Source organism: Rheinheimera maricola (assembly GCF_016918075.2).
GTDB lineage: Bacteria > Pseudomonadota > Gammaproteobacteria > Enterobacterales > Alteromonadaceae > Alishewanella > Alishewanella maricola_A.
The window spans coordinates 55813-79931 of sequence record NZ_JAERPS020000001.1 but is presented as its reverse complement, the minus strand read 5'-3'; the positions used below and the strand labels follow the sequence as shown (position 1 = coordinate 79931).

The 24119-nt window shown below is 48.9% G+C and carries 26 protein-coding genes; 4 read left to right on the top strand and 22 right to left on the bottom strand.

All coding sequences use genetic code 11. The features are described 5' to 3' along the window. Nucleotides 1-69: 69 nt before the first annotated feature. From I4W93_RS00390 to I4W93_RS00350, 9 genes are all read right to left on the bottom strand, one after another. Complete coding sequence (locus tag I4W93_RS00390) at nt 70-966, bottom strand: peptidoglycan DD-metalloendopeptidase family protein (RefSeq protein WP_205312501.1); 897 nt, start codon at nt 964-966, stop codon at nt 70-72. A gap of 46 nt (nt 967-1012) precedes the next feature. Beyond that, complete coding sequence (locus tag I4W93_RS00385; RefSeq protein WP_205312502.1) at nt 1013-1909, bottom strand: DUF368 domain-containing protein; 897 nt, start codon at nt 1907-1909, stop codon at nt 1013-1015. 13 nt (nt 1910-1922) lie between these two features. After that, nucleotides 1923-2561 (bottom strand): protein-L-isoaspartate(D-aspartate) O-methyltransferase, encoded by a 639-nt coding sequence (locus I4W93_RS00380; RefSeq protein WP_205312503.1) that lies wholly within the window; start codon nt 2559-2561, stop codon nt 1923-1925. Nucleotide 2562: 1 nt separating this feature from the next. Next, nucleotides 2563-3315, bottom strand: a complete 753-nt coding sequence (surE, locus tag I4W93_RS00375) for a 5'/3'-nucleotidase SurE (RefSeq protein ID WP_205312504.1) — start codon at nt 3313-3315, stop codon at nt 2563-2565. Between the two features lie 3 nt (nt 3316-3318). Continuing rightward, nucleotides 3319-4362, bottom strand: a complete 1044-nt coding sequence (gene truD, locus I4W93_RS00370) for a tRNA pseudouridine(13) synthase TruD (RefSeq protein ID WP_205312505.1) — start codon at nt 4360-4362, stop codon at nt 3319-3321. Next, complete coding sequence (gene ispF / locus I4W93_RS00365) at nt 4359-4838, bottom strand: 2-C-methyl-D-erythritol 2,4-cyclodiphosphate synthase (RefSeq protein ID WP_205312506.1); 480 nt, start codon at nt 4836-4838, stop codon at nt 4359-4361. Before ispF ends, truD begins: the two co-directional genes overlap by 4 nt. Continuing rightward, nucleotides 4835-5530 carry a 2-C-methyl-D-erythritol 4-phosphate cytidylyltransferase gene (ispD, locus tag I4W93_RS00360; RefSeq protein WP_205312507.1) on the bottom strand — a complete coding sequence of 232 codons (696 nt, stop codon included), beginning with the start codon at nt 5528-5530 and terminating at the stop codon, nt 4835-4837. Before ispD ends, ispF begins: the two co-directional genes overlap by 4 nt. Beyond that, complete coding sequence (gene ftsB / locus I4W93_RS00355; protein WP_205312508.1) at nt 5523-5822, bottom strand: cell division protein FtsB; 300 nt, start codon at nt 5820-5822, stop codon at nt 5523-5525. Before ftsB ends, ispD begins: the two co-directional genes overlap by 8 nt. A gap of 73 nt (nt 5823-5895) precedes the next feature. Beyond that, entirely contained in the window at nt 5896-6549 is a 654-nt protein-coding gene (locus I4W93_RS00350) for a hypothetical protein (RefSeq protein WP_205312509.1), read from the bottom strand. A gap of 114 nt (nt 6550-6663) precedes the next feature. On the opposite strand from I4W93_RS00350, the gene I4W93_RS00345 reads away from it, so the two are divergent. Then, the gene (locus tag I4W93_RS00345) at nt 6664-7182 is read left to right on the top strand and encodes a DUF1569 domain-containing protein (protein ID WP_205312510.1); all 519 of its coding nucleotides are present in this window, start codon (nt 6664-6666) and stop codon (nt 7180-7182) included. A gap of 167 nt (nt 7183-7349) precedes the next feature. Next, entirely contained in the window at nt 7350-8015 is a 666-nt protein-coding gene (locus I4W93_RS00340) for an outer membrane beta-barrel protein (RefSeq protein ID WP_205312511.1), read from the top strand. Between the two features lie 53 nt (nt 8016-8068). Here I4W93_RS00340 and I4W93_RS00335 read toward each other — a convergent pair whose 3' ends face one another. The 3 genes from I4W93_RS00335 to pyrG form a co-directional block, all read right to left on the bottom strand. Continuing rightward, entirely contained in the window at nt 8069-8569 is a 501-nt protein-coding gene (locus tag I4W93_RS00335) for a GGDEF domain-containing protein (protein ID WP_224673184.1), read from the bottom strand. A gap of 288 nt (nt 8570-8857) precedes the next feature. Then, entirely contained in the window at nt 8858-10150 is a 1293-nt protein-coding gene (gene eno / locus I4W93_RS00330) for a phosphopyruvate hydratase (RefSeq protein ID WP_205312513.1), read from the bottom strand. Between the two features lie 57 nt (nt 10151-10207). Further along, nucleotides 10208-11845: a CTP synthase gene (pyrG, locus tag I4W93_RS00325; RefSeq protein ID WP_205312514.1), complete on the bottom strand. Its 1638-nt coding sequence runs from the start codon at nt 11843-11845 to the stop codon at nt 10208-10210. Between the two features lie 335 nt (nt 11846-12180). Between pyrG and I4W93_RS00320 the strand changes: the two genes are divergently transcribed. Further along, a complete protein-coding gene (locus tag I4W93_RS00320; protein ID WP_205312515.1) occupies nt 12181-12546 on the top strand; it encodes an HPF/RaiA family ribosome-associated protein in 366 nt (121 codons plus the stop codon). Nucleotides 12547-12614: 68 nt separating this feature from the next. Here I4W93_RS00320 and I4W93_RS00315 read toward each other — a convergent pair whose 3' ends face one another. From I4W93_RS00315 to rlmD, 5 genes are all read right to left on the bottom strand, one after another. Then, complete coding sequence (locus tag I4W93_RS00315; protein ID WP_205312516.1) at nt 12615-12977, bottom strand: DoxX family protein; 363 nt, start codon at nt 12975-12977, stop codon at nt 12615-12617. 113 nt (nt 12978-13090) lie between these two features. Then, a complete protein-coding gene (locus tag I4W93_RS00310; protein ID WP_205312517.1) occupies nt 13091-13477 on the bottom strand; it encodes a Rap1a/Tai family immunity protein in 387 nt (128 codons plus the stop codon). A 62-nt stretch (nt 13478-13539) separates the two neighbouring features. Then, nucleotides 13540-14313: a nucleoside triphosphate pyrophosphohydrolase gene (mazG, locus tag I4W93_RS00305; RefSeq protein WP_205312518.1), complete on the bottom strand. Its 774-nt coding sequence runs from the start codon at nt 14311-14313 to the stop codon at nt 13540-13542. Nucleotides 14314-14329: 16 nt separating this feature from the next. Next, entirely contained in the window at nt 14330-16522 is a 2193-nt protein-coding gene (relA, locus tag I4W93_RS00300; protein ID WP_205312519.1) for a GTP diphosphokinase, read from the bottom strand. A 16-nt stretch (nt 16523-16538) separates the two neighbouring features. Further along, nucleotides 16539-17864 (bottom strand): 23S rRNA (uracil(1939)-C(5))-methyltransferase RlmD, encoded by a 1326-nt coding sequence (gene rlmD, locus I4W93_RS00295; protein WP_205312520.1) that lies wholly within the window; start codon nt 17862-17864, stop codon nt 16539-16541. 107 nt (nt 17865-17971) lie between these two features. On the opposite strand from rlmD, the gene barA reads away from it, so the two are divergent. Further along, nucleotides 17972-20677, top strand: coding sequence for a two-component sensor histidine kinase BarA (gene barA / locus I4W93_RS00290; RefSeq protein WP_205312521.1), 2706 nt, complete (start codon nt 17972-17974; stop codon nt 20675-20677). A gap of 5 nt (nt 20678-20682) precedes the next feature. On the opposite strand, the gene acpS is transcribed toward barA, so the two are convergent. Genes acpS through rnc form a run of 5 tightly spaced genes read right to left on the bottom strand, consistent with a single transcriptional unit; the run spans nt 20683 to nt 24107 of the window. Continuing rightward, the gene (gene acpS, locus I4W93_RS00285; RefSeq protein WP_205312522.1) at nt 20683-21078 is read right to left on the bottom strand and encodes a holo-ACP synthase; all 396 of its coding nucleotides are present in this window, start codon (nt 21076-21078) and stop codon (nt 20683-20685) included. Further along, on the bottom strand, nt 21079-21813 hold the full coding sequence (gene pdxJ / locus I4W93_RS00280; RefSeq protein ID WP_205312523.1) for a pyridoxine 5'-phosphate synthase: 735 nt from the start codon (nt 21811-21813) through the stop codon (nt 21079-21081). It abuts the gene before it with no gap. Between the two features lie 29 nt (nt 21814-21842). Beyond that, nucleotides 21843-22526, bottom strand: coding sequence for a DNA repair protein RecO (gene recO / locus I4W93_RS00275; RefSeq protein WP_205312524.1), 684 nt, complete (start codon nt 22524-22526; stop codon nt 21843-21845). 8 nt (nt 22527-22534) lie between these two features. Beyond that, nucleotides 22535-23443 (bottom strand): GTPase Era, encoded by a 909-nt coding sequence (era, locus tag I4W93_RS00270; protein WP_205312525.1) that lies wholly within the window; start codon nt 23441-23443, stop codon nt 22535-22537. Continuing rightward, nucleotides 23433-24107: a ribonuclease III gene (gene rnc / locus I4W93_RS00265; protein ID WP_205312526.1), complete on the bottom strand. Its 675-nt coding sequence runs from the start codon at nt 24105-24107 to the stop codon at nt 23433-23435. The genes era and rnc overlap by 11 nt, the downstream gene beginning before the upstream one ends. Nucleotides 24108-24119 lie beyond the last annotated feature (12 nt).

Sequence of the window (24119 nt, the reverse complement as noted above, 5' to 3'; positions counted from 1 at the left end):
GTCTACAGGGTGCTGGGTCGGCTAAGCGCTATCACGTCCGTTCCTGATATTACTTATGTTTCGATCTTATTATTTTGGTAAATATTTTAATGGATCTACCGAGGCACCCCGAAAGCGTATCTCAAAGTGCAACCGCGGATCTGTGGCATCAGTACTGCCTAACTCGGCAATCTGTTGCCCACCAGTAACCATTTGCTTCTCTGCCACCAACAACTTGCGGTTATGAGCATAAGCACTTAGGTAGTCATCATTGTGCTTGATGATAATTAAATTGCCATACCCTCGTAAGGCGTTGCCGGCATAAACCACCTGCCCACTGGCAGCAGCATTAACTATGTTGCCTTCACGCCCACTAATATCAATACCTTTATTACCTTGTTGCTGATGAGAAAAGCCAGAAATAATATTGCCTTTTACCGGCCACTGCCATTGCACAAGGTTCCCATTTAAGGTATAGTCCGCAACTTTTTTGTTTTTTTCAGTTGCTGTTTGAACATAACCCTTTTGATTTTTTGGCGCAACAGCTTTAGCCGGATTTACCGAACTATTTGATTTTACTTGGCTTGAATTATTCTTATTTGTATTTTTCTGGCTTAGCTTGGTGTTGCTGCCAGATACACGCTGGCTTGGATTGACACTGTTTTTGTCGGTCGCTTTTTTTATGCTGCCGTTTAATTTCAGCTTTTGTCCCGGGTAAATCGTGTAGGGGCTGGAGATCGCATTAATTGCAGCAAGCTGACGCACATCTTTACCTGCACGAAATGCAATAGCATATAATGTATCACCGCGTTGCACGGTATAATTGCTGGCATCTAAGGTGCCCCGATTTCGCTGCTGGTAAAAATTCTCTCTCAGCTCGAGTGTCGTAACCGGTGCGGGCCCGGAACGCGATGAGCACGCCACCGTTACCAGTACCAATAACAATACTCCTGCCCTGGCAATATAGCGCCAGGCGAAATAAGGCATTAGCGTTAGCGCACAGTTAGCAAAGCAACGAATACCTAACTCCTTATCAGCTTGCTGATGATGTCGGCTCGGCGGTTACTTTCAACCACTTTTCCATATTTAGCAGCAACAACATTACTCCTACACCGCACAGCGCGCTTAATGCCGCCGCCGTTAAGTCGGCAGGCCCTATTTGACGAGCATAGTCCCAGGGTAAATACACTTGCTGTTGCGCTTGCCATGGCCATATGCGATATAACGCGCCAATAACCACACCAACTAACACCGCTAAACTGGTGTCATGGTAATGGCGTAACAGCCAGTTCAGCAGCCGGGAAAAACTTAGCAAGCCAACGATACAACCCAGCATAAACAGCGATAGCACCCCAAGCTGCAGTTCGGTAACGGCTAATAACACCGGCGCATACATGCCAGACATCAGCAAAATAAAACTGCCAGAAATACCTGGTAAAATCATCGCACATATTGCTACCGCACCAGCAACAAAAAACATCCAAGCTTCTGGTTGTAGCTCACGCGGCGTTAGCATGCCCACTATAATTGCCAGTGCAACACCAGCAGCACAGCATACAAAACGCCAGATATTCCAACGTATACTGCCACATAGATGCGGCAATGCCGTGATGATGAGTGCACAAAATAGTGCCCACAGCGGTATCGGCTGATGTTCAAGCAAATAAGTAATGACGCCAGCCAGAGAAAAAATACTGCACAGTACGCCGGCAAATAAACATAGTAGAAAAGTGCCATCGATATGCTGCCAGACTGCAGTCACATTACCACGACACAGTAAACGCACTGCCTTAAGGTTACAGTTACTTATCGCTGCCAACAGGCGCTCATAAATACCCAGAATAAATGCCAGGGTACCACCGGATACGCCGGGAACGACATCAGCAGCCCCCATCGCCAACCCTTTAATAATCCATTGAATATACTGCATTACTCGTCCTTAATCAGGCCAGCGCACCTGGCACCAACGGCACAAAACGCACAGCCTCTATATCACGGCTACTAATGCTATCGCCTTCACGCTGATACACGCGCAATACTTGCTCCTGCGCACCTACCGGAATAACCAGCCGCCCGCCATCACTGAGCTGCTGCAGCAATGCCACAGGCACTTCTATCGGAGCGGCGGTAACAATAATGCTGTCAAACGGTGCTTTGCTTGGCCAACCTTGCCACCCATCACCATGTTTCATTGAGACATTATGTAAGTCTAGTTGTTGTAGGCGGCGCTTTGCCTGAAACTGCAAGGCTTTAATGCGTTCAACACTACATACATGCGGAAAAAGCCGCGCCAGTATAGCCGTTTGATAACCTGAGCCGGTGCCTATTTCTAATACCTTGCCTGCCACTTTATCTTGCAGCAATAGTTCGGTCATACGCGCAACAATGTAGGGCTGCGAGATAGTCTGGCCTTGGCCAATCGGCAATGCCGTGTTTTCATAAGCTTTATGTGCCAATACCGCTTCAACGAACAAATGACGCGGAGTATGAGATATGGCCGCCAACACCTGCGCGTTGCTGACCCCATCCAATTGTAATTTTTGCGCCAATACCGCGGCGCTGCGTGTCGTTGCTACTGCCATGTTACAAACAGATCCCTTCTAACCAGTGTCGCAGACTGTCCATGCTTTTATAGGCAGACATATCAATCTGTAACGGCGTTATTGATGCGTAGCCATTAGCCACGGCGTAAAAATCAGTGCCTTCACCGGCATCCAGCTCGGGACCAAGTGAACCGTACCAATATATCTTCTTGCCCCAGGGGTCGATGGCACTGGTCATGGTCTCGGCTTTGTGGCGTCGGCCCAGCCGGGTTACCTGAATACCTTTTAGTTGCTCTATAGGTACTGCTGGCACATTAATGTTTAAAATTTGGTCAGCCGGTAGTGGATGCGACTTAAGCTTTTTAATTACCTGAATGGTAACAAAAGCCGCTGTAGCAAAATACTCCTCATCCCGCCCAGCCAATGACACCGCTATGGCTGGCAATCCAAGATGACGGCCCTCTGTTGCTGCAGCAACAGTGCCCGAATACAGTACATCATCGCCCAGATTTGCACCATGATTAATCCCGGCCACAACTAAATCTGGCGTATGCGCCAGCAGCTGGCTTATCGCCAGATGCACGCAATCGGTGGGCGTACCATTTACCGATAAAAAGCCATTGTCCAGCTGCTGCACCCGCAGTGGGTTGATCAGCGTTAGAGAATTGCTGGCGCCGCTACAATTCCGATCTGGCCCAACGGTGGTCACCTCTGCTATTTGGCAAAGTGCCTGCTGCAATACCTGAATACCTTTGGCATGCACGCCATCATCATTACTTAATAGAATTCGCATAAGTTACTCCAGTACAGTGCCATCTTTGCTGGCATCACGGTAATGCACCAATTCGCGCAGCACGCTGGTAGCAAAGCAGCCTGCCGGCAGCGAAAAGTTAACTATTGCATCTTGTTGTTGCAGTTGTAGCGTCAAATTTTGTGGCATTAGCCGCACACTACGTCGCTCTGCCCGCAGCCTGTAATCTACCAGCCCCTGCACCAGCGTGCTATGTTGCGCCAATACCTGCTGCTCAAAAGTGGCTGCTGTGCCAGTTACCATGGGCTCGCCCACCCCGGGCAAGACCGCAGTCGGGTGTACATCTGCTATTGATAGCCGCTGCTGCAACTGTTGATCCGCTTGCGCTACCCGAAAAACCGAGCCGCTGCCGTCGAGTTGTAACACGTCTCCATCGAGTACTGTGGCAAAATATCCCTGTGCAACACGCTCTGCTACCTGCTGGTTAAACACAAAAGAGCGGGCCGCCGATAATGCCAGTCCACGCAATTTACGATCGGCGATAGTGCCGCCAGCAAACAATTGCTGTGCCAGCTGTAAATTGCCAGCGGCAATACCAAAGCGTTGTTCTCCATAGTAATTTGGCACGCCCTGCATAACGTGCTGCGCGCGCTCAAGCAGCTCTGCACTGTCGGTTAACTCACGCAGGCGGATCTGAAAATGGTTAGCTTTAAGTGCACCTAAGCGTAACTTACGAAAATGCCGCTGCACACTGAGAATACTGCAGCCCTCTAGCTGCCAGTCTTGCCAGGCTAAATCCTGCTTTATTGGCCATTTAAAACAAAACCACTGTCGGGTAAGCGCATGCCGGTCTTTTAAGCCGGCATAGCTGATATCGCGCACCCGCAATCCGGTTAGCATCGCCAGCTGCTTCGCCACAAACTGGGTATTCTGGCCGCGTTTTTCGATGTGCAGCAGTACATGCTCTCCGCTGCCACTGGGGCTAAAATTTAATTGCTCATCAACGATAAAGTCTTCTGCCTGACAGCGCAGCTTGGCCTGACCTGATGGCGCACCATATAAGTAGTTTAACGTAGCGTTAATACTCATACACCTACCAATAAGGCTACGGCTTCCACCGCTATACCTTCTTTGCGGCCAACAAAACCCAGTTTTTCGGTGGTGGTGGCTTTAACATTCACTTGAGACTCAGTACAGGCCAGGTCGGCAGCAATGCATCGGCGCATAGCATCTATATGCGGTGCCATTTTCGGGGCCTGTGCCAAAATAGTGATATCGACATTACCAATGGCAAAACCGCGACTTTGCACATCTGCAAACACCTTGCGCAGCAAAATACGACTATCGATGCCCTTGTAGGCAGCGTCAGTGTCTGGAAAGTGGTGGCCAATATCACCCAGAGCCAAAGCACCAAGTAATGCATCAGCCAGCGCATGCAGCACCACATCACCATCAGAATGCGCCAATAAGCCATGGCAGTAATCAATCTTCACGCCGCCCAGCGTAACCGGGCCATCACCACCAAAGGCATGGACATCATAACCATGACCAATCCGAATGTTCATTCAGCCATTTGCTCCAGATAAAATGCCGCCAGCGCTAAGTCTGTCGGTTGAGTTATTTTTATATTGTCGCTACGCCCTTCTACCAGCAACACTGTGTGCCTCGCCCACTCCATGGCCGATGCTTCATCGGTAACGGCAATACCCTGGCTGATAGCATCACGCAGCGCAGCCTTTAACAACGCCGTAGGAAACAGCTGTGGCGTTAACGCATGCCATAAATGCTCGCGGTCGACGGTTTCGCTAACATAACGCTCACCGCGTTTCATGGTGTCGCGCACCCGACAGGCAAGAATACCGCCATGACCTGTATCGATACAGCGTTGCAGTAGTAATGAAATATCACTCTGTCGTACCAGTGGCCGCGCAGCATCATGCACCAGTACCCAGGGATACTGGTGCTCGTCAATAAAGTGCAATGCATTTAGCACCGAGTGCATACGCTCGGCTCCACCTTTTACACGGGTAACGGTAGACTGCGCTAACGGCGTAGCATCAAAATAAGCATCATCGGCCGCCAGTACCAGCCAGATAGGGCCAAGTGAAGGAATAGCGGCTAAACGAGCCACACTGTGTTCAAGGATAGTTTTGCCCTGCAGGCTAAGATATTGCTTGGGCTTGCCTGCTTGCATACGTTGGCCAATGCCAGCGGCGGGAATAATACAAGCAATAGCCGGATAAACCGTGTCAGTCATCTTTTGGCGTCCCCACTGCGGCTTGGCCAAACATGCGAAAAAATACTTCGTCTTGTTTGATTAAACCCAGCTCATTCCTGGCACGCTCTTCTATTGCTTCCTGTCCATTTTGTAAATCGCTAACATCAGCACGCAATAGCCGGTTACGTTTTTCCAGCTCGGCATTACTTAAACGCTGGCTACGCAGCTCTTCATGATGCTTAAGGTAATCAGCAATACTGTGCTGTCCCAACCACAATCGGTATTGCAGCATGCCCAACAGCACAATCAGCAGTAACGTGAGTATTCGCATAATAAAGCTTCATTTATCAGACTGCGGTCATTATGAAGCCTACGCCAGCGATTGCAAAGCAGGAAAAACACGATCAATCCAATAGTGCGGGTAAGGGTTTGGCAAAGTTTTGCCAATTTAACCGGCTGGCGAGTAATAGTTCACGCAAACTGAGTAGGCGTGGCGGCTTTTTGTCACCATTTAGCCATTGATGCCCACAACACGCGGCGGCAATAATACTTTTCACCGGTTTTAATAAGAATTTGTCGCTATTTTGCTGCTCAAGCGGGGTACCAGACCAGCTAAACCAGCCTTGCTCGTTACAGTGCAAACGCTGGCCAGCCGCATCAACCTCATCCACACTGTCTAGCACAATTTGCTCCTCAGTCAGCCGGGTGATATACAACGGCACAATTAAGCCGGGCTTAGCGTACCTGTGGTAGAACGCATCAATGGGTGCCGCCTGTTGCTTACGTGCCGGACACGTTGCCGCTTGTTTGTAGTACCAGGATGCGTTTTGGCTGTCCAGTGCCAGCTCTGTTTGCTGTTGCAGAATATTGCTGGCAGCACGGCGAATATAAAAGGGTAAGCTGGCCAGTCTATTGGGCAGGCGCAATAACTGCTCCGCGCTTAATTGTGACAGACGCAGCAGTTCACGCTCATACAAAGCATTGCAAAGCTCGGTATAAGTCTGGTTTTCGCTGGAGACCTGCCAGAAATGCGGCTGGTTATTGCTTACATCAATCATGGCCAGATGTTAGCCAATCCACTTGATGATGTAAAAACAAATCATAAGCTTGCAGCGTAATATTTTAGCGTGCTATAGAGTAAAAACCCTATGCGAAGCCAGGCCACATATACCATGAACCGACGTAGCTTTTTGCAGCTTGCTATTGGCGCCCCCATTGCCGTACTTTTGGGCGGCAAAGTAGTGGCCATGGCACGACATTACCCGCTAGACGAATTACTAACGCAACTTAAACGCTTGCCACCGGCCAAGCTTATCAGCCAAGGCCAGTGGAATGTCAGCACGGTATTACAGCATCTGGCGCAAAGCATACGCTACTCTAGGTTGGGTTATCCAGAGGCCAAAACTGCCTTGTTTCAGTATACTGCCGGCAGTATTGCGTTTAACGCTTTTGCCGCCACAGGCAGTATGCATCACGCGCTGGATCAGCCTATTCCCGGCGCCCCGGCATTAATCAACAGCGTGCCAAATGATGTGGCTCTGGCCGAACTTGTTACAGAGCTGGAATTATTTATTGCCTGGCAAGGCGATTTGGCACCGCACTTTGCCTATGGCACGCTAACAAAACAGCAGTACTACACTGCACACTACCTACATATTCAAGAGCACCTGACTGAAATCAGCTTAAGCTGAAACCAGATTAGGTACATAATTAACTCAAACTTGCGAGATAAAAACCATCGCCTAAAAAACAATTTATTTACAAAATACAGCGAATAATGTACCGTTTTCGTCTAACATCCGCAGTAAACAGAGCGAATTTTTGCTCAGATTATGTTGATACCCGCTAAGGAATACGTGTGATAAATATTAAATCCCGGTACTGGACTTTAGCCAGCACCGCTTTGGCTTTGCTGACTCATCCTGTCTGTGCTCAAAATGCAGCAAACAAGACAGCTGCGGCTGAGCATTTCTCTATCTCTGCCGCTGCAAATTACAGCAGAGTTGAGCATGCGACTAACAAGAGCAAAGGCGGCGGCTATGAGGCTAACCTCGGCTATTCAATTAATTCCAATTGGAGTATTGAACTAGGCTATTTGGATGCACTGGACAAAACGTCGACTGAGCCTGACTACGACAGCGGCTCTTTATATGGCAATGGCTACCAACTTAAAGGAGCTATGCTGACCGTGCTTGGCAAAGCCGCAATGGCCGAGGGTGAGCTTTATTACCGCGCGGGTATACTGCGGGCCGAAATAAACGCCACCACTTTTTATAACGGCGAGCCGCAGGGGTTTACCTGCCATAATGGTTTAATATCAGAATATGAAGTGACTTGGGATGACATTGAGTATAACTTTTTCAAATGCGAAGCCAGCGCTAAGAAAAATGTGGCTCTGTTCGGCTTGGGCTACAAGTACAATATTAGTGACAGCTGGTTTTTAAGCACCGAAGTCCGTCGCATTTTTGCCCGCAGTGGCTTTAATGTTGATAACGTCAGTGTCGGCATAGGCTATCGTTTTTAACGCCGTGCAAACAACAATATAACACTGAGTATTGCCTACATATTCAGCAGCATTTAACCGACATCAGCCTGCGCTAACAACGCAGGTTGCGCAATGTCCGGCGCCCGTCTTTTGTTAATAAAAATACTCTCCCCGACCTGTTTTTTGGCCTGCAGCTTTGCTGCAGAGGCCAGCCCAATTGATAATGTGATCAACGGGTAAAACGTTGCAGCACCCAACCGATCCATTGCGCTAAAACCACCCATTTGCAAATGTTCAGGTAAATAATAATGCCGCACGCGCTGGCTAAAACGCCGCAATATACTCTCGGCAGCTTCCGCACTATCAAGATTGGCAAACAACACAATAAAATCATCACCGCCGATATGACCAACAAAATCTATCGCAGGCTCGATCTCGCTTTGAATAATCTGCGCCAGCAGTTCAATCACTAAATCGCCTTTGCTATAGCCGTATTGGTCGCTATAAATTTTAAAGTTGTCGATATTAATATAGGCAATACTAAAGTGGCTATTATGTTGCAACAGCTGATCAATACGACGGTTAATCGGCACATTGCCTGGCAGCAGGGTTATAAGACACTTACATGATACCGATATGACAGTGGCTACTGCCACGCCATACTAAGGTAGTACGGTTACGGTTTTGCGCATATGCCGGGCTAAGATGTAAAGATATTAACCGGTCATTGTGACAAAGCAAGTGTGACGGATGTTATAGCCGTATAATCTTAAACCAGATTAGCTTAACCTCGACTGTGCAGCAAAAACAAAAGCCACCGCGTGGTGGCTTTGACTATCTACCAGACAATAGGCTAAACATCTTAGCCTACAGTGCAGCAATTATTGGCCTTTAATTTCACTGCGGCCTTTGTATGGCGCTTTGTTGCCAAGTTCCTGCTCGATGCGCAGCAATTGGTTATACTTCGATACCCGGTCAGAGCGGCACAGTGAACCGGTTTTAATCTGGCCTGCAGCAGTACCCACAGCTAAATCAGCAATAAAGGCATCTTCAGTTTCGCCACTACGGTGTGAAATAACCGCCGTAAAGCCGGCATCTTTGGCCATTTTAATCGCGGCCAGCGTCTCGGTTAACGAGCCAATCTGGTTAAATTTGATCAGGATAGAGTTACCAATGCCCTGCTCAATACCGCGGGTTAAAATTTTGGTGTTGGTAACGAATAAATCATCACCTACCAGCTGCACTTTACTACCAATTTTATTGGTTAAGTCTTTCCAGCCATCCCAGTCGCTTTCGTCTAAACCATCTTCAATAGACACGATAGGATAACGCTGGCTTAAACCGGCTAAATAATCGTTAAAGCCGTAAGAATCAAAGCTCTTGTTCTCACCGCTTAAAACGTACTTACCGTCTTTGTAAAATTCAGAGGCCGCACAGTCCAGCGCCAACGTAATGTCTTTATCCATCTGGTAGCCGGCCGCTTTTACTGCTTCAACAATAACCGACAACGCTTCTTCGTTTGATTTTAAATCCGGTGCAAAACCGCCTTCATCACCGACAGCGGTATTTAAGCCGCGCTTTTGCAGCTCTTTTTTCAGGCTATGAAAAATTTCAGCGCCCATGCGCAGCGCTTCTGCGAAGGTTTTAGCACCAACCGGCTGCACCATAAATTCCTGAATATCCACGTTGTTATCGGCGTGCTCGCCACCGTTGATAATATTCATCATCGGCACCGGCATGCTGTACACGCCAGATGTGCCGTTTAAATCCGCAATATGCTGGTACAACGGGATCTTTTTGTCAGCAGCTGCAGCGCGAGCTACTGCCAGTGACACCGCCAGAATGGCATTCGCACCCAGCTTGCTTTTAGTTTCGGTGCCGTCTAAATCGATCATGATCTGGTCGATTTCAGCCTGATTGTAGGCATTTTGGCCTTTTAACGCCGCTTGAATTGCACCATCGATATTAGCAACCGCTTTGGTTACGCCTTTACCTAAATAGCGGCTTTTGTCACCGTCACGCAGCTCTAAGGCTTCGCGTGAACCGGTAGATGCACCTGACGGCGCGCAGCCACGACCCATAGCACCGCTGGCTAAATACACATCGGCTTCTACTGTAGGGTTGCCACGTGAGTCCATAATTTCACGAGCGATAATTTTTACTATTTCAGACATGCTTAAATTTCCCTGTTAAAACGAAAAAGCCGGGTAAAATTCCCGGCTTAGCACAAGTTATACGCGTTGCTGCTTCTGCGCTTTGTACGCTGCTGCGACAAAGGCCTGAAACAGCGGATGACCATCGCGTGGTGTCGAGTTAAACTCCGGGTGAAATTGCCCGGCGACATAAAACGGGTGTGATGGTATTTCTATCATCTCTACCAGTTGGTTGTCGGCCGACAAACCCGATACCACTAATCCTGCCTCTTCTAATTGTGGCCGTAAGTTGTTATTCACTTCATAACGGTGGCGATGCCGCTCCTGAATAACCGCTTTGGCGTAAATTTCACGGGCTTTAGTATTGTCTATAAGGTTACAGTTTTGACTACCCAGGCGCATAGTGCCGCCAAGATCTGATTTATCAGTGCGGGTTTCTACAGCACCGTCGGCATCACGCCATTCGGTAATTAAGCCCACAACTGGGTAAGGTGTATCTTTGTTAAATTCGGTGGAATGCGCATGGTTCATGCCGACCACGTTACGGGCAAATTCAATTAAAGCAACCTGCATCCCCAAACAAATACCCAGATAAGCTACCTTGTGCTCGCGGGCGTACTGTGCGGCTAAAATTTTACCTTCAACACCGCGCTCGCCAAAGCCGCCCGGCACTAAAATGCCATCAAGCCCGGCTAAAATGCCAACGCCTTTGCTTTCGACATCTTGCGAATCAATGTACTTAATATTCACTGTAACACGATTTTTCAAGCCCGCGTGGCCCAGTGCTTCGTTGACCGATTTATACGCATCGGGTAGCTCAACATACTTACCCACCATACCAATAGTAATTTCGCCTGTTGGGTTTGACTCCTGATACAGCACTTGCTCCCACTCAACCAGATCAGCTTCCGGCGCTTCAATGTAAAAACGGCGGCATACTAAATCATCCAGGCCTTGTGACTTTAACAGCGCCGGAATTTGGTAAATGCTAGACACATCTTTAAGTGAAATAACGGCTTTTTCTTCCACATTGGTAAACAAGGCAATTTTGGCGCGCTCGTTTGATGGAATAGCCCGATCAGAGCGGCACACGAGAATATCTGGCTGAATACCGATAGAGCGCAGCTCTTTCACGGAATGCTGAGTGGGCTTGGTTTTGATCTCGCCAGCAGTGCCCAAATAAGGCACCAGCGTAAGGTGCATATACAGGGTGCGCTCGCGGCCCACTTCAGTGCCGAGCTGGCGAATGGCCTCTAAAAACGGTAGCGATTCAATATCGCCTACCGTGCCGCCAATTTCGACGATAGCAATGTCATAACCTTCAGCACCCGCAACAACACGGCTTTTTATTTCGTTGGTAATATGCGGAATAACCTGAATGGTAGCGCCCAGGTAATCGCCACGGCGCTCACGGCGCAATACGTCGGCGTAAATACGGCCTTGGGTAAAGTTATTCAGTTTGGTCATCTTAGTGCGAATAAAACGCTCATAGTGGCCAAGGTCAAGGTCGGTTTCAGCACCGTCTTCGGTAACGAATACTTCACCGTGTTGAATAGGGCTCATCGTGCCCGGGTCAACGTTAATGTAGGGGTCTAGCTTAAGGATAGTGACCTTAAGGCCGCGCGCTTCCAGAATGGCTGCCAATGACGCTGCAGCAATGCCTTTACCTAAGGAGGAAACCACACCACCCGTCACAAAGATATATCTTGTAGTCATGAGACCCCTGAGACCATGTTAATCAATAGATGAATACCAAAACTACAAAACACTATGCGCCCGGTGCGGTAACACAGGGGTACAACGATTGTGCAAGAATTGGTATCAGGACGGGCGGAAAGTATAGCAAAGCGAGCTGCACCACTCAACGTAAAGCTGCAGGCTAATGTGATTTATATGCGACGCTCAGCAGCGCAGTAATTTTTTCGCCACTGGTGCCTTGACTAAAATGCTTGCTGCCACAAGATAAGTAATAGCAAACGGAAACCAATCGACGCCAGCGGGGTCAGTTAATAAAGCTTAACCCGCTATTTTGTCAATCACAGGAGTAGCCTATGCAAATTCAAGTTCATACAGACCGTCATATCCAATCAGACGAGCGCTTAGCTGAATTTATCCGCGATACACTGCACACTAAACTTAGCCGTTTTGCCGATCATCTGACCCGGATTGAAGTGCATTTAAGTGACGAGAATGGCCAGCAGAAAAATGATGGCCACGACAAACGCTGCCTGCTCGAAGCCCGTTTTGAAGGCCTAGATCCGCTGGCAATAACTGAGCATGCTGCCACTGTGGGGCAGGCCATCACCGGCGCCGCCGACAAAATGCAACGTAAGCTGAGTTCGGTAGTGGGTAAGTTACGCGATAAACACAGCCGCGCCGGGCATAGCGCACCAGTAATCGAAGCAGAAGAAAGTTAACCGTTAATCAATGCGAAGCGCTACAAGCGCTTCGCTTTACTTAAGCAGTTTAGCATGCGCTAGAGCTACTACTTGCAGCGAAGAGTTGTGATTAACTGACGAATCTCGTCCCGGCCAGACCAGCCACGCCAGAATGCTGCTACCGCTATAGCAGAAGCAACAGAGAACATTAACCACTCGTTGTGAGCAAGGTGCGTTCCAATAGCGCCAAGCATAAGCCCTCCCAGACATAGAGAAGTGAATGATGACAGTCGAGGCAAAAGTAATCCTAGCGCGCCAACTAATTCAATGGCACCAGTGAAATACATAAATTCAATTGAATAACCCCAGCGAGCAAAGGCTTCAACTTCGAATGGCAACGACAATAATTTAGCCCCGCCCGAAGCGAAGAAAATTAACGCCAGTATGTAGCTCAAAATACGACTGTTCATTTACACCGCCATGTTAAATACCGGGGGTAAAGGATGCGGTATTGTGATGCAGACAGGAAAGATTGAGGTGCTTAAAGAATAGTGATTTTTCTTTAAAGTAGCGTAACTTGGTTTCATAAATTCCCTTTACATGCACTAAGTTCAATCAAAGCTGCTTCGATAACTGATGAAGCACGTTGTTGCAGCTGTGGCTTGGTAAGCTTATTAAAATAACCATTTAAGTAATCACGCAGCGAGATGGTTTTAAACTGTTGATAACTGCACCAGGTTTTACCCTCTGTAGCATCCATCACACCAAGTAAATAGTATCTGGCAGCATATTTATCTGCTTGAAGAGTGCTGGTGTATGAGCGCCAGAAAGCTTCAGCTGAGAGATTATTACTATCGATAGAAATTAATTCTGACTTCTCAAAGACAGACGGAGACTCAATGGCATGGCCTGGGGTAAATATTGACAGCAACAACAGAGGTACTGCGATGACAAGTTGATAGCGAAACATAAAATCTCCATCGGTTAGAGCAACACACTCTAACGATGAAAAAATACAAAATAAACAAATCACTAACAATTATGTTTTAAAGATTGCCATAGCGCATCCATTTCCGTTAAGTCTGACTGCTCGGGGCTTTTGCCCTGCTCTGCTAAGGCTTGTTCTACCGCGCGAAATCGTTTTTCAAACTTGGTGTTGGCGGCGCGCAGCACCGCTTCCGGATCAAGTTTATGTTTGCGCACTACGTTAACCAGTGCAAACATTAGATCGCCCAGCTCTTCGGCCAGCTCGGGGCTGCCAGCTGCAGTTTGCTCTACTTCGACAATTTCTTCTTTTACCATGTCCCAGCACCCCTCTACTGTTGGCCAGTCAAAACCGACATTGGCACAGCGTTTTTGCAGCTTATACGCCCGGCTTAGTGCTGGCATAGCTTGTGGAATATTGTCCAGCACGCTGTGTTGCCCAACGTCTTTGCGCTCAGCACTTTTCAGCGCCTCCCAGTTTCTAAGAACAGTGTCAGCATCTTCTGCAGTCGCATCGCTGAAAATATGCGGATGGCGCCGCTCTAACTTGTCGCAAATAGCTGCCACGCAATCATCAAAGTTAAAACGGCCTTCTTCTTTGGCCATTTGGGCGTAAAACACTACCTGAAACAGTAAATCACCCAGCTCGTCTTTTAACTCGTCGAAGCTTTGCCGCGCAATGGCATCTGCCACTTCGTAAGCTTCTTCCAGCGTATACGGCACTATAGTGGCGTAGCTTTGTTTTAAATCCCACGGGCAGCCACTTTGCGGGTCCCGTAGGCGGCTCATTATACTCAACAGCCGGCTAATATTGTCTGACACAACACTCTCTTTATGTTTAGTGATGAAAACGCTTGGCTTCTACCACATCATCTATCTGGCTGATTTTACTTAATAGCTTATTTAGCGAGTCGAGGTTATACAGCTCCATGGTCATACTGATCACTGCTGTTTGCGCCTTAATATCTGAGCTACTGCTCATTTTGGTAACGTTGGCTTTTTCATTGGCCAAAATGCTGGTTATATCACGCAACAAACCGTTACGGTCGTGCGCCACGATGCGAATATCCACCTCGTAACCCGAAGCATATTTGTCGCCCCAGGTGGCATCAACTACCCGTTCCGGGTGGCTGTCTTGCAGTGTTTTAAACTGATCACAGTCATCACGGTGAATGGCAATACCCCGCCCCTGGGTGATATAGCCAATAATGGCGTCACCCGGCAGCGGGTGACAGCAACCGGCCATATGCGTTAACAAGTTACCTACGCCTTGCACCACCACATCACTTTTCGCTTTGGTCGCAGGCAGCGGCTTGGTAATTAAGCGCGGATCTATTTCGGGCTCATCTTTTACATACTGGCTTTGAATAAAGTGCACCACCTGGGTGACTTTTATTTCGCCACCGCCCATACCAACTAGCAGCTCTTCCATACTGTTGACATTAAAGCGGCTAAGCACTTTAGCCGGGTACTCCATTACTAAATTTAAGCGGGTTAGTTCAGTGTCCAGTAGCTCTTTGCCGGCAGCCAGGTTTTTATCTCTGTCTTGTAGCCGAAACCAATACTGCACTTTAGACCGTGCCCGGCTGGATTTTAAGTAGCCTAAATGCGGGTTTAGCCAGTCACGGCTTGGGTTTGGCTCACGGCCGGTAAGAATTTCAACTTGGTCGCCGGTTTTCAGCTGGTAAGTAAACGGCACAATGCGACCAGACACCTTAGCACCAATGCAGCGATGTCCCACGTTGGAGTGCACGTAGTAAGCAAAGTCCAGCGGCGTTGAGCCGATAGGTAAATCGACAATATCGCCTTTTGGCGTAAATACGTAAACCCGGTCTTCAATCACCTGATTACGCAGCTCTTCGGCTAAATCGCTGCTATCGACCACATCTTCCTGCCACTGCAGGATTTTACGCAGCCAACCAATTTTTTCATCATTAGCGCCGTCTTTACCGGCTACAGCGCCTTCTTTGTAACGCCAATGTGCCGCTACACCCAGCTCTGAGTCTTCATGCATCTGCCGGGTGCGGATTTGAATTTCAACCGGCCGCCCCTGTGGCCCCAGCACCACGGTATGAATTGACTGATAACCGTTTTGTTTTGGCGTAGCGATGTAATCATCAAACTCTTTTGGCAGATGACGCCAGCTGGTATGCACAATGCCCAACGCACCATAGCAATCCTGCACCCGCTCCGTAACAACCCGCACGGCACGAATGTCATACAACTGATCAAAGGCCAGTTGTTTCTTCTGCATTTTTTTCCAGATACTGAAAATATGCTTCGGCCGACCATACACCTCAACCGTTAAACTGGCATCGGCCATTTTCTGCCGAATCGAAGTGACAAAATCCTGCATGTATTGCTCGCGGTCAAGCCGCCGTTCTTCAAGTAAGCCGGCGATTTGTTTATATAACTGCGGATGCAAATAGCGAAAGGCTAAATCTTCCAATTCCCATTTTAACTGGCCGATACCCAGACGGTTTGCTAGCGGAGCAAAAATAGCATTGGTTTCTTTTGCTGCCAGTACCCGGGTTTCTTCGTCGGCGTTTTTTACTTCACGCAGATAGCAAATTTGCGCTGCCAACTTAATTACCACGGCGCGCACATCTTCTACCATCGCCAGTAACATGCGGCGCAGATTGTCTGCCTGCTGAGGGTTTACACTCTGGTTAGGCCCGGTGGGAATAGTGCGGATAGCTTCCATTTGCTGCACGGCACGTAGCATGGTTAACACGTTAACCGGAAACGCACTCTCCAACTGTTCAATACTGACCAGCCCGGCTTCTAATAACGGGAACAATAACGCCGCCAGCAGCGAGTCACTGTCCATACGTAATTCGGCTAAAATCTCGACCATTTCCCAGCCATTACGTACTGCTGGCTCAGGCTCGGTAAGCTGGTGTTGCTTTAGCCACTCTGCGCCCATCATTACGCTACTGATTTTCTTCTCAGTCAAGCCCAGCGAGCATAACCATTCCAACGTTTCACCGCTGTTGTAGTCTGTACTGTGCGACTGGCGAACCCTTACCATCTGCTGTTCCTTCTGTTTACTGCTTGCTGAACAACGCCATTAATTCCAGGTGGCTGGTGTGTGGAAACATGTCCACACCGCCAATTTTTTCTAACTTGTAGCCCTGCTGCAACAGCACCTTGGCATCACGGGCAAAGGTGGCAGCGTTGCACGACACGTACAATATCTGTGCCGGTTTTAGCTTAACAATTTGCTCAACCGCACCCATGGCCCCAGCCCGGGCCGGATCGAGCAATACCTTACTATACTGCGGCAGGTTCCAGCCGCCTTTGGGCCAGGGCAAATGTAAATCAGCCTGGCTAACGTCTATGTTGCTAAGACCGTTTAACTTAGCATTGGTTGCCAGCTGTTGCACCATTTTCGCTACGCCCTCAAGCGCGTGCACCTTTTTGGCACGCTGTGCCAATGCCAAAGTAAAGTTGCCGATACCCGAGTACAAATCCAATACGCTGTCAGCAGGGGTTACGTTCATCCAGCTTAGCGCCTGCGTTACCATTTGTTGGTTCAGCTCGGCATTAACCTGAATAAAGTCATCGGGGGAAAACTGTAAAGTAAGCTGTTGCACAGGTAACTGATATTGCGCAATGCGCGGCTGCTGCCAATAACTGAATTGGCCGGGTTCGGCTTCGCCCAACCAAACAGCCTCGGGCCAGGCTGCAACAAACAACTGCTGCTCTGCTACAGTGAGCGCTTTGACATGGCGCAAAATAACAAAGGCTGTTTCATCGGTTTGCAGCACCTCAGCGTGCGTAACCGCGTTGGCATCGTTTAATTGTGGTAGTACTTTATTCAGCACATCAAACACCGGTGTCAGCGCGGCCGATAACACCATGCAATGCGTTACCGCGACAATTTGTTTGTCAGCCTGCTGGCGAAAACCAATACTAAAGCGGCGCAGCTTTTTATCATACCAAATACCAATACGCGCCCGGCGTCGGTAGCCGCTATCCTCTGCCGACAACATAGGGTGCCATGGCAACAGTTGCAAACCTGTTTGGTGGCGGATAAGTTCGTCAATTCCCTGCTGCTTTAGTTCACGCTGCGCCTGCGGCGCCAGGTGCTGCAACTGGCAACCGCCACACAGTTTGGCAAACTGGCACGGCGGCGTAACCCGCAATGGCGAGGCCTTAAGCACTTTTATTGTCGTGGCTTTAATAAAACCGGCTTTATCTTCCGTGATCTTGGCTTGTACCTGCTCACCGGGCAATGCAGCACTGACAAACGCAATTTTGTCTGCCTGGCGGCTTATGCCATGTACTTCGTAATCGGCTTTGTCGATGCTAAATGTCAGGGCTTTTCCCAGCAGGCTGGCTTTGGGTTTGGCTTTGTATATGTTAACCATGGGCTCTCTATAGATTTATAGCCAAGCGCGTATTGTAGGCAAGCGCGGCGTCTTATGTCATTATCGCTGCAACAGCGACTATTTTACAGCCTGCAGCAATGACAAAAATGAGTTTACGTTCCTGGTTACTATTATGCAGCCTGTTTCCTGCAGTGCTGGCAAGTGTATTCTGCGTTGGCTATTTTAGCTATGTTCGTTATCAGGAGTTAACACTTTCGGTAATTGAACGTGCCAGACAGGTCGCTTTACCGTTAGCGATCAGCACACAAGACTTACTCAGCCGAAACAATATTACCGCATTAAAACACCTGCTGGATGCCAGCCACCGGCTAAATTCGCCCTTACTAAGCAATATTTCGCTGCTAACTGCGGATAATCAGCTGCTGCTTAGCACTAATGCCCAGCGTTACAATACACAACAGCGCCTGCAATCGGCCAGCGAGCTTAGTGCCAGCGGGCTTACCGTGCGTCAAGACAACAGTATTCTGCTTTATCTGCCACTGCAGTTAGACCGCACACCTGGCCAGCAAGCTAACCAGGCGTACTTGCTGTTGCAACTCGAGCTTAACCAACTACATTTGCAACAACAAACACTGTTGTTCAATGCATTGCTGCTGCTGCTGGCATGCTTATTATTGGCCAGTTTTCCGGCGGTTTATTTACTGCGTCGTATTTACCGCCCGCTACAAACAATGCAGCAGCATATTCTCCAGTTATTGTCAGGCAACAATACCAGCCAGGCGGTAGAAAATAATGTTGATGAACTGGCACAACTGCAGCAGGGTCTGAATCAACTGGGTGAACAGTTAACCAGCCAGGAACAAGATATGCTGCAGCATATCGAGCAAGTTACCAGCGACTTGCAACAAAGCATGGAACAGCTTGAAGTACAGAATATTCAGCTCGATTTCGCCAAACGTAAAGCGCAAGAAGAAAACCGGCAGAAATCAGAGTTTCTGGCCAAGATGAGTCACGAACTGCGCACACCATTAAATGGTGTTATCGGATTTACCCGGCAGTTGCTGAAAACTCAGTTGTCCAGCAGCCAACATGACTATCTGACGACAATTCAAAAATCGGCCAATAGCCTACTGCATCTGGTTAATGATGTGCTGGACTTCTCCAAACTGGAGGAAGGCCGGCTGGCGGTAAATCCTGAACCGTTTTCATTACGGGATATATTGAATGATGCCATAGAACTACTGGCCGCTAATGCCTTTGATAAACACCTCGAGCTGGTATTAATGATTGAGCCAGGCTGTCCGGATGACTTAATTGCAGATCCCGGCCGGTTTATTCAGGTACTGATGAATATTGCCGGCAATGCTATCAAATTTACCGACCATGGCAGCATTGTCATTCGGGTCTCTGCAACCTTACTGAATGAAGATCAACTGATCCTGCATGTTTCGGTACAAGATACCGGCCGCGGCATCAGCGATGATCAACAAACTATGTTATTTCAAGGTTTTACCAGCAAGGATCCGCGCAGCCATCAAAGTGGTTCGGGTTTAGGGCTGATGATTTCTCAGCGGCTGGTGCAAGCGTTAGGTGGCAACCTGGGGTTCGAAAGTAAACAAGCCGAGGGCTCTACATTTTGGTTCACCATTAAATGTCAGCGCCATCATTTATCGGTGGCAGACTGCTTGCCGCTGGAAGTACTGGAGAACAAGCAATTACTGTATTTTGAGCCACAGCAGCATTCCCGGGAAGCCATCCTTAGCTTGTTACATCATTGGGGACTGCAGGTCACTGCTTGTGCCACCAAAGGCCAGCTGCAGCAGGCACTGGCACATCAGCAACATTACGATATCGGCTTGATTGGCCGGACTATCGCGATTAACCAGGTTAATCAAGTGCTGACGCTAATGCAGCAGGTTAAACCGCATTGTGACAACACCTACCTTCTGGTTAATACGTTGTCGCCGCACCTGCGTGAAACTTTGCTCAGCTCAGGGGCCGATGCGTGCCTGTCTAAACCGCCGCATATCCGTAAACTGGCGCACACCCTGGCACAACCGTATCTGAGCATGAACGCCGCCGAAACGCCAAACCAGGTTAAACAACAAGTCAGTCTAAAAGTGCTGACAGTGGATGACAACGATGCCAATTTAAAGCTGATCAATACCTTACTGGCAGAACAAGTTGAACAAGTTGACTCCGCCCGTGATGGCGCAGAAGCTTGGCATAAAGCCACTCAACATGCTTATGATATTATTTTTATGGATATCAATATGCCAGTGATGGACGGCATTACTGCCTGTCATAGGATCAGGCAGAGTTCACTTAATGAGCACACGCCTATTATTGCCGTTACCGCTCATGCCGTAGATGGCGAGCGTGCGCGCTTACTAACGCTGGGGTTTAATGAATTTTTAACCAAACCCCTGGACGAAAAAATGCTGCAATGCAGCCTGCAGGAGTTTTGCCCTGCCAGCCGTATACTACCAGAGTTACCTAATTGGCCAGCCAGCAAGCTAGTGAACTGGCCTACTGCACTTGAACGCGCAGGCGGTAAGTGTAGCCTAATGAAAGAAATGCTTCAGATGTTACTGGCCAGTGTGCCCGCGACACGCGAGGCGTTGCAGCACGCTCTGAAAAACCACGACAGCGCACAACTACTACAACAGGTGCATAAACTGCATGGTGCCTGCTGCTACACTGGCGTACCCCGATTAAAAGATCTGGCGGAATTAATTGAAACGAACCTGAAACAAGGCAAGAACCTGACTGAACTGGAGCCTGAGTTTCTCGAGCTGGATGATGTGCTGCAGGCGCTTTACCAGGAAAGTCAGCAATGGTCAGATTGGTAAAAGCCTTATTGCCGCTCGAGAATAACCGTTGCGGCAGCGTAGGCCTGCTCGTCTGTAATGGATAGCCAAATATGCGTCACGCCCAGCTGCTGCGCGTACTCTGCCGCATAGTCAGTTAACGCCAGCTGTGGCGCGCCATTGGCGTTGTTGCTAACACTGAAATGTTGAAACGATACCCCACGGCCAATGCCGGTACCAAGCGCCTTGGCTGCGGCCTCTTTCGCCGCAAAACGTTTAGCAAAATAACGTGCCGCATTGCCAGGATGGCTTTGCTGCAACTGTTGATAAATCGCTTGCTCTGCCAAAGTAAGCACGCGCTGCTGCAGTGCAGGACTGCGTATCAGGCTTTGTTCAATTCGGGCTATTTCAACAATATCGGTACCCAGCCCGACAATGGCCATTTAGCGGCGAGCCTCAACCATTAAACGTTTCATTTCTCGCACCGCAGCGTCTAAACCGCTGAACACCGCGCGAGACACAATGGCATGGCCGATATTCAGCTCATACATCTGTGGTATCGCGGCAATGGCTTGCACGTTATGGTAATGCAACCCATGTCCAGCATTGACGATTAAACCAAGCGATGCTGCGAACTCTGCTGCACTGCGAATACGAGCCAACTCTGCGGCTTGCTCTGCGGCATCCTGCGTCTCGGCGTACTTACCGGTATGAATTTCGATATAAGGTGCACCTGCGTGAGCAGCCGCCTCAATTTGGCTATGATCGGCATCTATAAACAGTGATACCAACACATTCTGCTCACGCATTTGCGTGACGGCATCAGTAATGCGGCTTAGTTGCCCGGCGACTTCCAGCCCGCCTTCCGTGGTTAGCTCCTGTCGTTTCTCTGGCACAAAGCAGGCGAAGTGTGGTTTTAACTCGGTGGCAATAGCCAACATTTCGTCGGTCACCGCCATTTCGAAATTTAACCGGGTAGCAATAGTCTGGCGCAGTAAAAAAACATCGCGATCAATAATATGCCGCCTGTCTTCACGCAAATGTACCGTAATGCCATCAGCGCCGGCGTGCTCTGCCATTAACGCCGCATGCACCGGCTCAGGATAATAAGTGCCGCGAGCCTGACGTAATGTGGCCACATGATCGATATTAACACCAAGAAAGATAGGCTTATGCATGCGTTACTCCAAAACTATAAAGTCATTAACTAACCTTGCTCAAACAAGGCTCTACTGGCCAGCGGTTTACTGCCAAGCCGGGGAGATAAAATGTGCCGGCTTAGCTGCTTTGCACACAAGCGGGTCTGTGCATCTTGCCATTGCCCGCAGCCAATATTCAGTAAATCTTGGCCAGCAAACCCCTGCAATGCGGGCACAAAGCCGTGCTCATGTTGCCATTGGTAGTGCAAATCCGGCTGCAGTGGCTTGCCGTCTGCAGCATACTGCCAGTCTATGGGCTGACCCAGCTCAGCCAATAGCGCAAACTCAAACTCACGCAGGCAAGGCTCCAATTCAGCTTTGCCTGCGCTAACATCTTGTAACTGCCCCAGGCTATGCTGATACATGCCAAACAACTGCTCGGCAGCCAGGTTGTCTGGCCAAAGCCGGCATACCAATTCATTCAGGTAAAGGCCGCTGTACAACGCCTTGCCACGCAACTGCAACGCCGCTGTCGCTTCATCAATGCTGGTTACGGTCTTCAGCTCACTGCGGCCTGACAGTTGCAGCACAAACAGTTGAAATGGCTGCAAGGCTAAACGGCGCTTGCCCTGACGTTTACGCACTACAGCCGACAACCGGCCAAGTTGCGGCAGTAATAATTGTACAATCAGTTTGTCTTCACTAAACGGGCGGCTATGCAGTATGTAAGCAGGCCAGAGCTCAGTGTGCATATGATGGTTTAATCTTCGCCGTAACCTAAACTGCGCAATGCACGCTCGTCATCGGCCCAGCCCGATTTTACTTTAACCCACACTTGCAGAAATACCGGTTGCTCCAGCATCGACGCCATATCAATACGCGCCTCGGTAGCTATGGTTTTAATACGCTCGCCTTTGTTGCCTATAACCATACGTTTTTGGCTTTCACGTTCAACCAACACTAAAGCGGCAATATGATAGTGCTTTTCTTCCCATTTAAAGCGTTCAATTTCAACTGTTACTGAGTACGGCAGCTCGTCGCCTAAAAAGCGCATTAATTTTTCACGTACTATTTCAGCGGCCATAAAGCGCATTGAGCGGTCGGTAACGTAATCATCAGGAAAGAAAAACTCGCAAGGAGGTAAATGCTGCTGCACCACAGCACGCAGCGCATCCACGTTGTCGCCGGTTTCTGCCGAAAGCGGCACCACATCGACAAAATTAAGCTGGCTACCCAGCCATTGTAAATGCGGCAATAAGGTATCTTTGTCGCGGTATAAATCAACTTTATTCACCACCAGGATCACCGGCTTTTTTGCGGCGATTAAGCGGTTAAGCACCATTTGATCATCGTCTGTCCAACGCGTGCCCTCAACAACAAACAGCACAAATTCAACATCAAGAATTGAACTGGCGGCGGCCTTATTCATTAACCGGTTAATGGCGCGTTTTTCTTCAATATGTAGCCCTGGGGTATCAACATAAACTGTTTGATAGTTGTCCCGCGTATCAATGCCGACAATACGGTGCCGGGTAGTCTGCGGCTTTTTTGAGGTGATACTAACCTTTTGTCCTACCAGCTTATTTAGCAAGGTTGACTTACCTACGTTGGGCCGGCCAACAATTGCAGCCAAAGCGGCATAGGTAGGTAATGCGGTGTTATCTGTCATGCTTAATTTTTTCCAGCGCCATATGAGCGGCGTCCTGCTCTGCCTTACGGCGTGAACTGCCGGTAGCGGTAATGGGCGCCATGCCAGCGATGGTGCACCGTACGGTAAAGGTTTGTTGATGCGCCTCGCCAACGGTGGCAATAACGTCATACACCGGCAAGGCTAAGCGTAGCCCTTGCAGATATTCCTGCAACAACGTTTTTGAGTCCTTCTGCTCGCCCGGGGTAATATTTTCTAGCCGCGCGCCTAACCAGAACAAAATGCGCTCTTTGCACGCCGCCATACCACTATCCAGATATATTGCACCTAAGATAGCTTCCACTGCATCGGCCAAAATAGACTCACGCCGAAAGCCACCGCTTTTCAGCTCACCGGGCCCTAAGCGTAAATACTCTGACAACTGCAGCTCTTGGGCTATTTCAGCCAGCGTGACACCCTTAACTAAAGTAGAACGCATACGGGTTAAATCACCTTCACGGGCTTTTGGAAAATTGTCAAACAGGGTTTCGGCCACCACCAGACTTAACACCGCATCCCCGAGAAATTCCAGCCGCTCGTTATGCTGTCCTTTGCAACTGCGGTGCGTCAGGGCCTGCTCCAGTAATGCTATTTGTTGAAACTGATAGCCCAGGCGAACCATCAGTGTTGTTAACGATTTTTGCATGCTTATCTCTTA

Coding starts and splice junctions, on each gene's coding strand:
- I4W93_RS00390 (WP_205312501.1), bottom strand. CDS start 966: ATGCCTTATTTCGCCTGGCGCTATATTGCCAGGGCAGGAGTATTGTTA.
- I4W93_RS00385 (WP_205312502.1), bottom strand. CDS start 1,909: ATGCAGTATATTCAATGGATTATTAAAGGGTTGGCGATGGGGGCTGCT.
- I4W93_RS00380 (WP_205312503.1), bottom strand. CDS start 2,561: ATGGCAGTAGCAACGACACGCAGCGCCGCGGTATTGGCGCAAAAATTA.
- surE (WP_205312504.1), bottom strand. CDS start 3,315: ATGCGAATTCTATTAAGTAATGATGATGGCGTGCATGCCAAAGGTATT.
- truD (WP_205312505.1), bottom strand. CDS start 4,362: ATGAGTATTAACGCTACGTTAAACTACTTATATGGTGCGCCATCAGGT.
- ispF (WP_205312506.1), bottom strand. CDS start 4,838: ATGAACATTCGGATTGGTCATGGTTATGATGTCCATGCCTTTGGTGGT.
- ispD (WP_205312507.1), bottom strand. CDS start 5,530: ATGACTGACACGGTTTATCCGGCTATTGCTTGTATTATTCCCGCCGCT.
- ftsB (WP_205312508.1), bottom strand. CDS start 5,822: ATGCGAATACTCACGTTACTGCTGATTGTGCTGTTGGGCATGCTGCAA.
- I4W93_RS00350 (WP_205312509.1), bottom strand. CDS start 6,549: ATGATTGATGTAAGCAATAACCAGCCGCATTTCTGGCAGGTCTCCAGC.
- I4W93_RS00345 (WP_205312510.1), top strand. CDS start 6,664: ATGAACCGACGTAGCTTTTTGCAGCTTGCTATTGGCGCCCCCATTGCC.
- eno (WP_205312513.1), bottom strand. CDS start 10,150: ATGTCTGAAATAGTAAAAATTATCGCTCGTGAAATTATGGACTCACGT.
- pyrG (WP_205312514.1), bottom strand. CDS start 11,845: ATGACTACAAGATATATCTTTGTGACGGGTGGTGTGGTTTCCTCCTTA.
- I4W93_RS00320 (WP_205312515.1), top strand. CDS start 12,181: ATGCAAATTCAAGTTCATACAGACCGTCATATCCAATCAGACGAGCGC.
- I4W93_RS00315 (WP_205312516.1), bottom strand. CDS start 12,977: ATGAACAGTCGTATTTTGAGCTACATACTGGCGTTAATTTTCTTCGCT.
- I4W93_RS00310 (WP_205312517.1), bottom strand. CDS start 13,477: ATGTTTCGCTATCAACTTGTCATCGCAGTACCTCTGTTGTTGCTGTCA.
- relA (WP_205312519.1), bottom strand. CDS start 16,522: ATGGTAAGGGTTCGCCAGTCGCACAGTACAGACTACAACAGCGGTGAA.
- rlmD (WP_205312520.1), bottom strand. CDS start 17,864: ATGGTTAACATATACAAAGCCAAACCCAAAGCCAGCCTGCTGGGAAAA.
- barA (WP_205312521.1), top strand. CDS start 17,972: ATGAGTTTACGTTCCTGGTTACTATTATGCAGCCTGTTTCCTGCAGTG.
- acpS (WP_205312522.1), bottom strand. CDS start 21,078: ATGGCCATTGTCGGGCTGGGTACCGATATTGTTGAAATAGCCCGAATT.
- pdxJ (WP_205312523.1), bottom strand. CDS start 21,813: ATGCATAAGCCTATCTTTCTTGGTGTTAATATCGATCATGTGGCCACA.
- recO (WP_205312524.1), bottom strand. CDS start 22,526: ATGCACACTGAGCTCTGGCCTGCTTACATACTGCATAGCCGCCCGTTT.
- era (WP_205312525.1), bottom strand. CDS start 23,443: ATGACAGATAACACCGCATTACCTACCTATGCCGCTTTGGCTGCAATT.
- rnc (WP_205312526.1), bottom strand. CDS start 24,107: ATGCAAAAATCGTTAACAACACTGATGGTTCGCCTGGGCTATCAGTTT.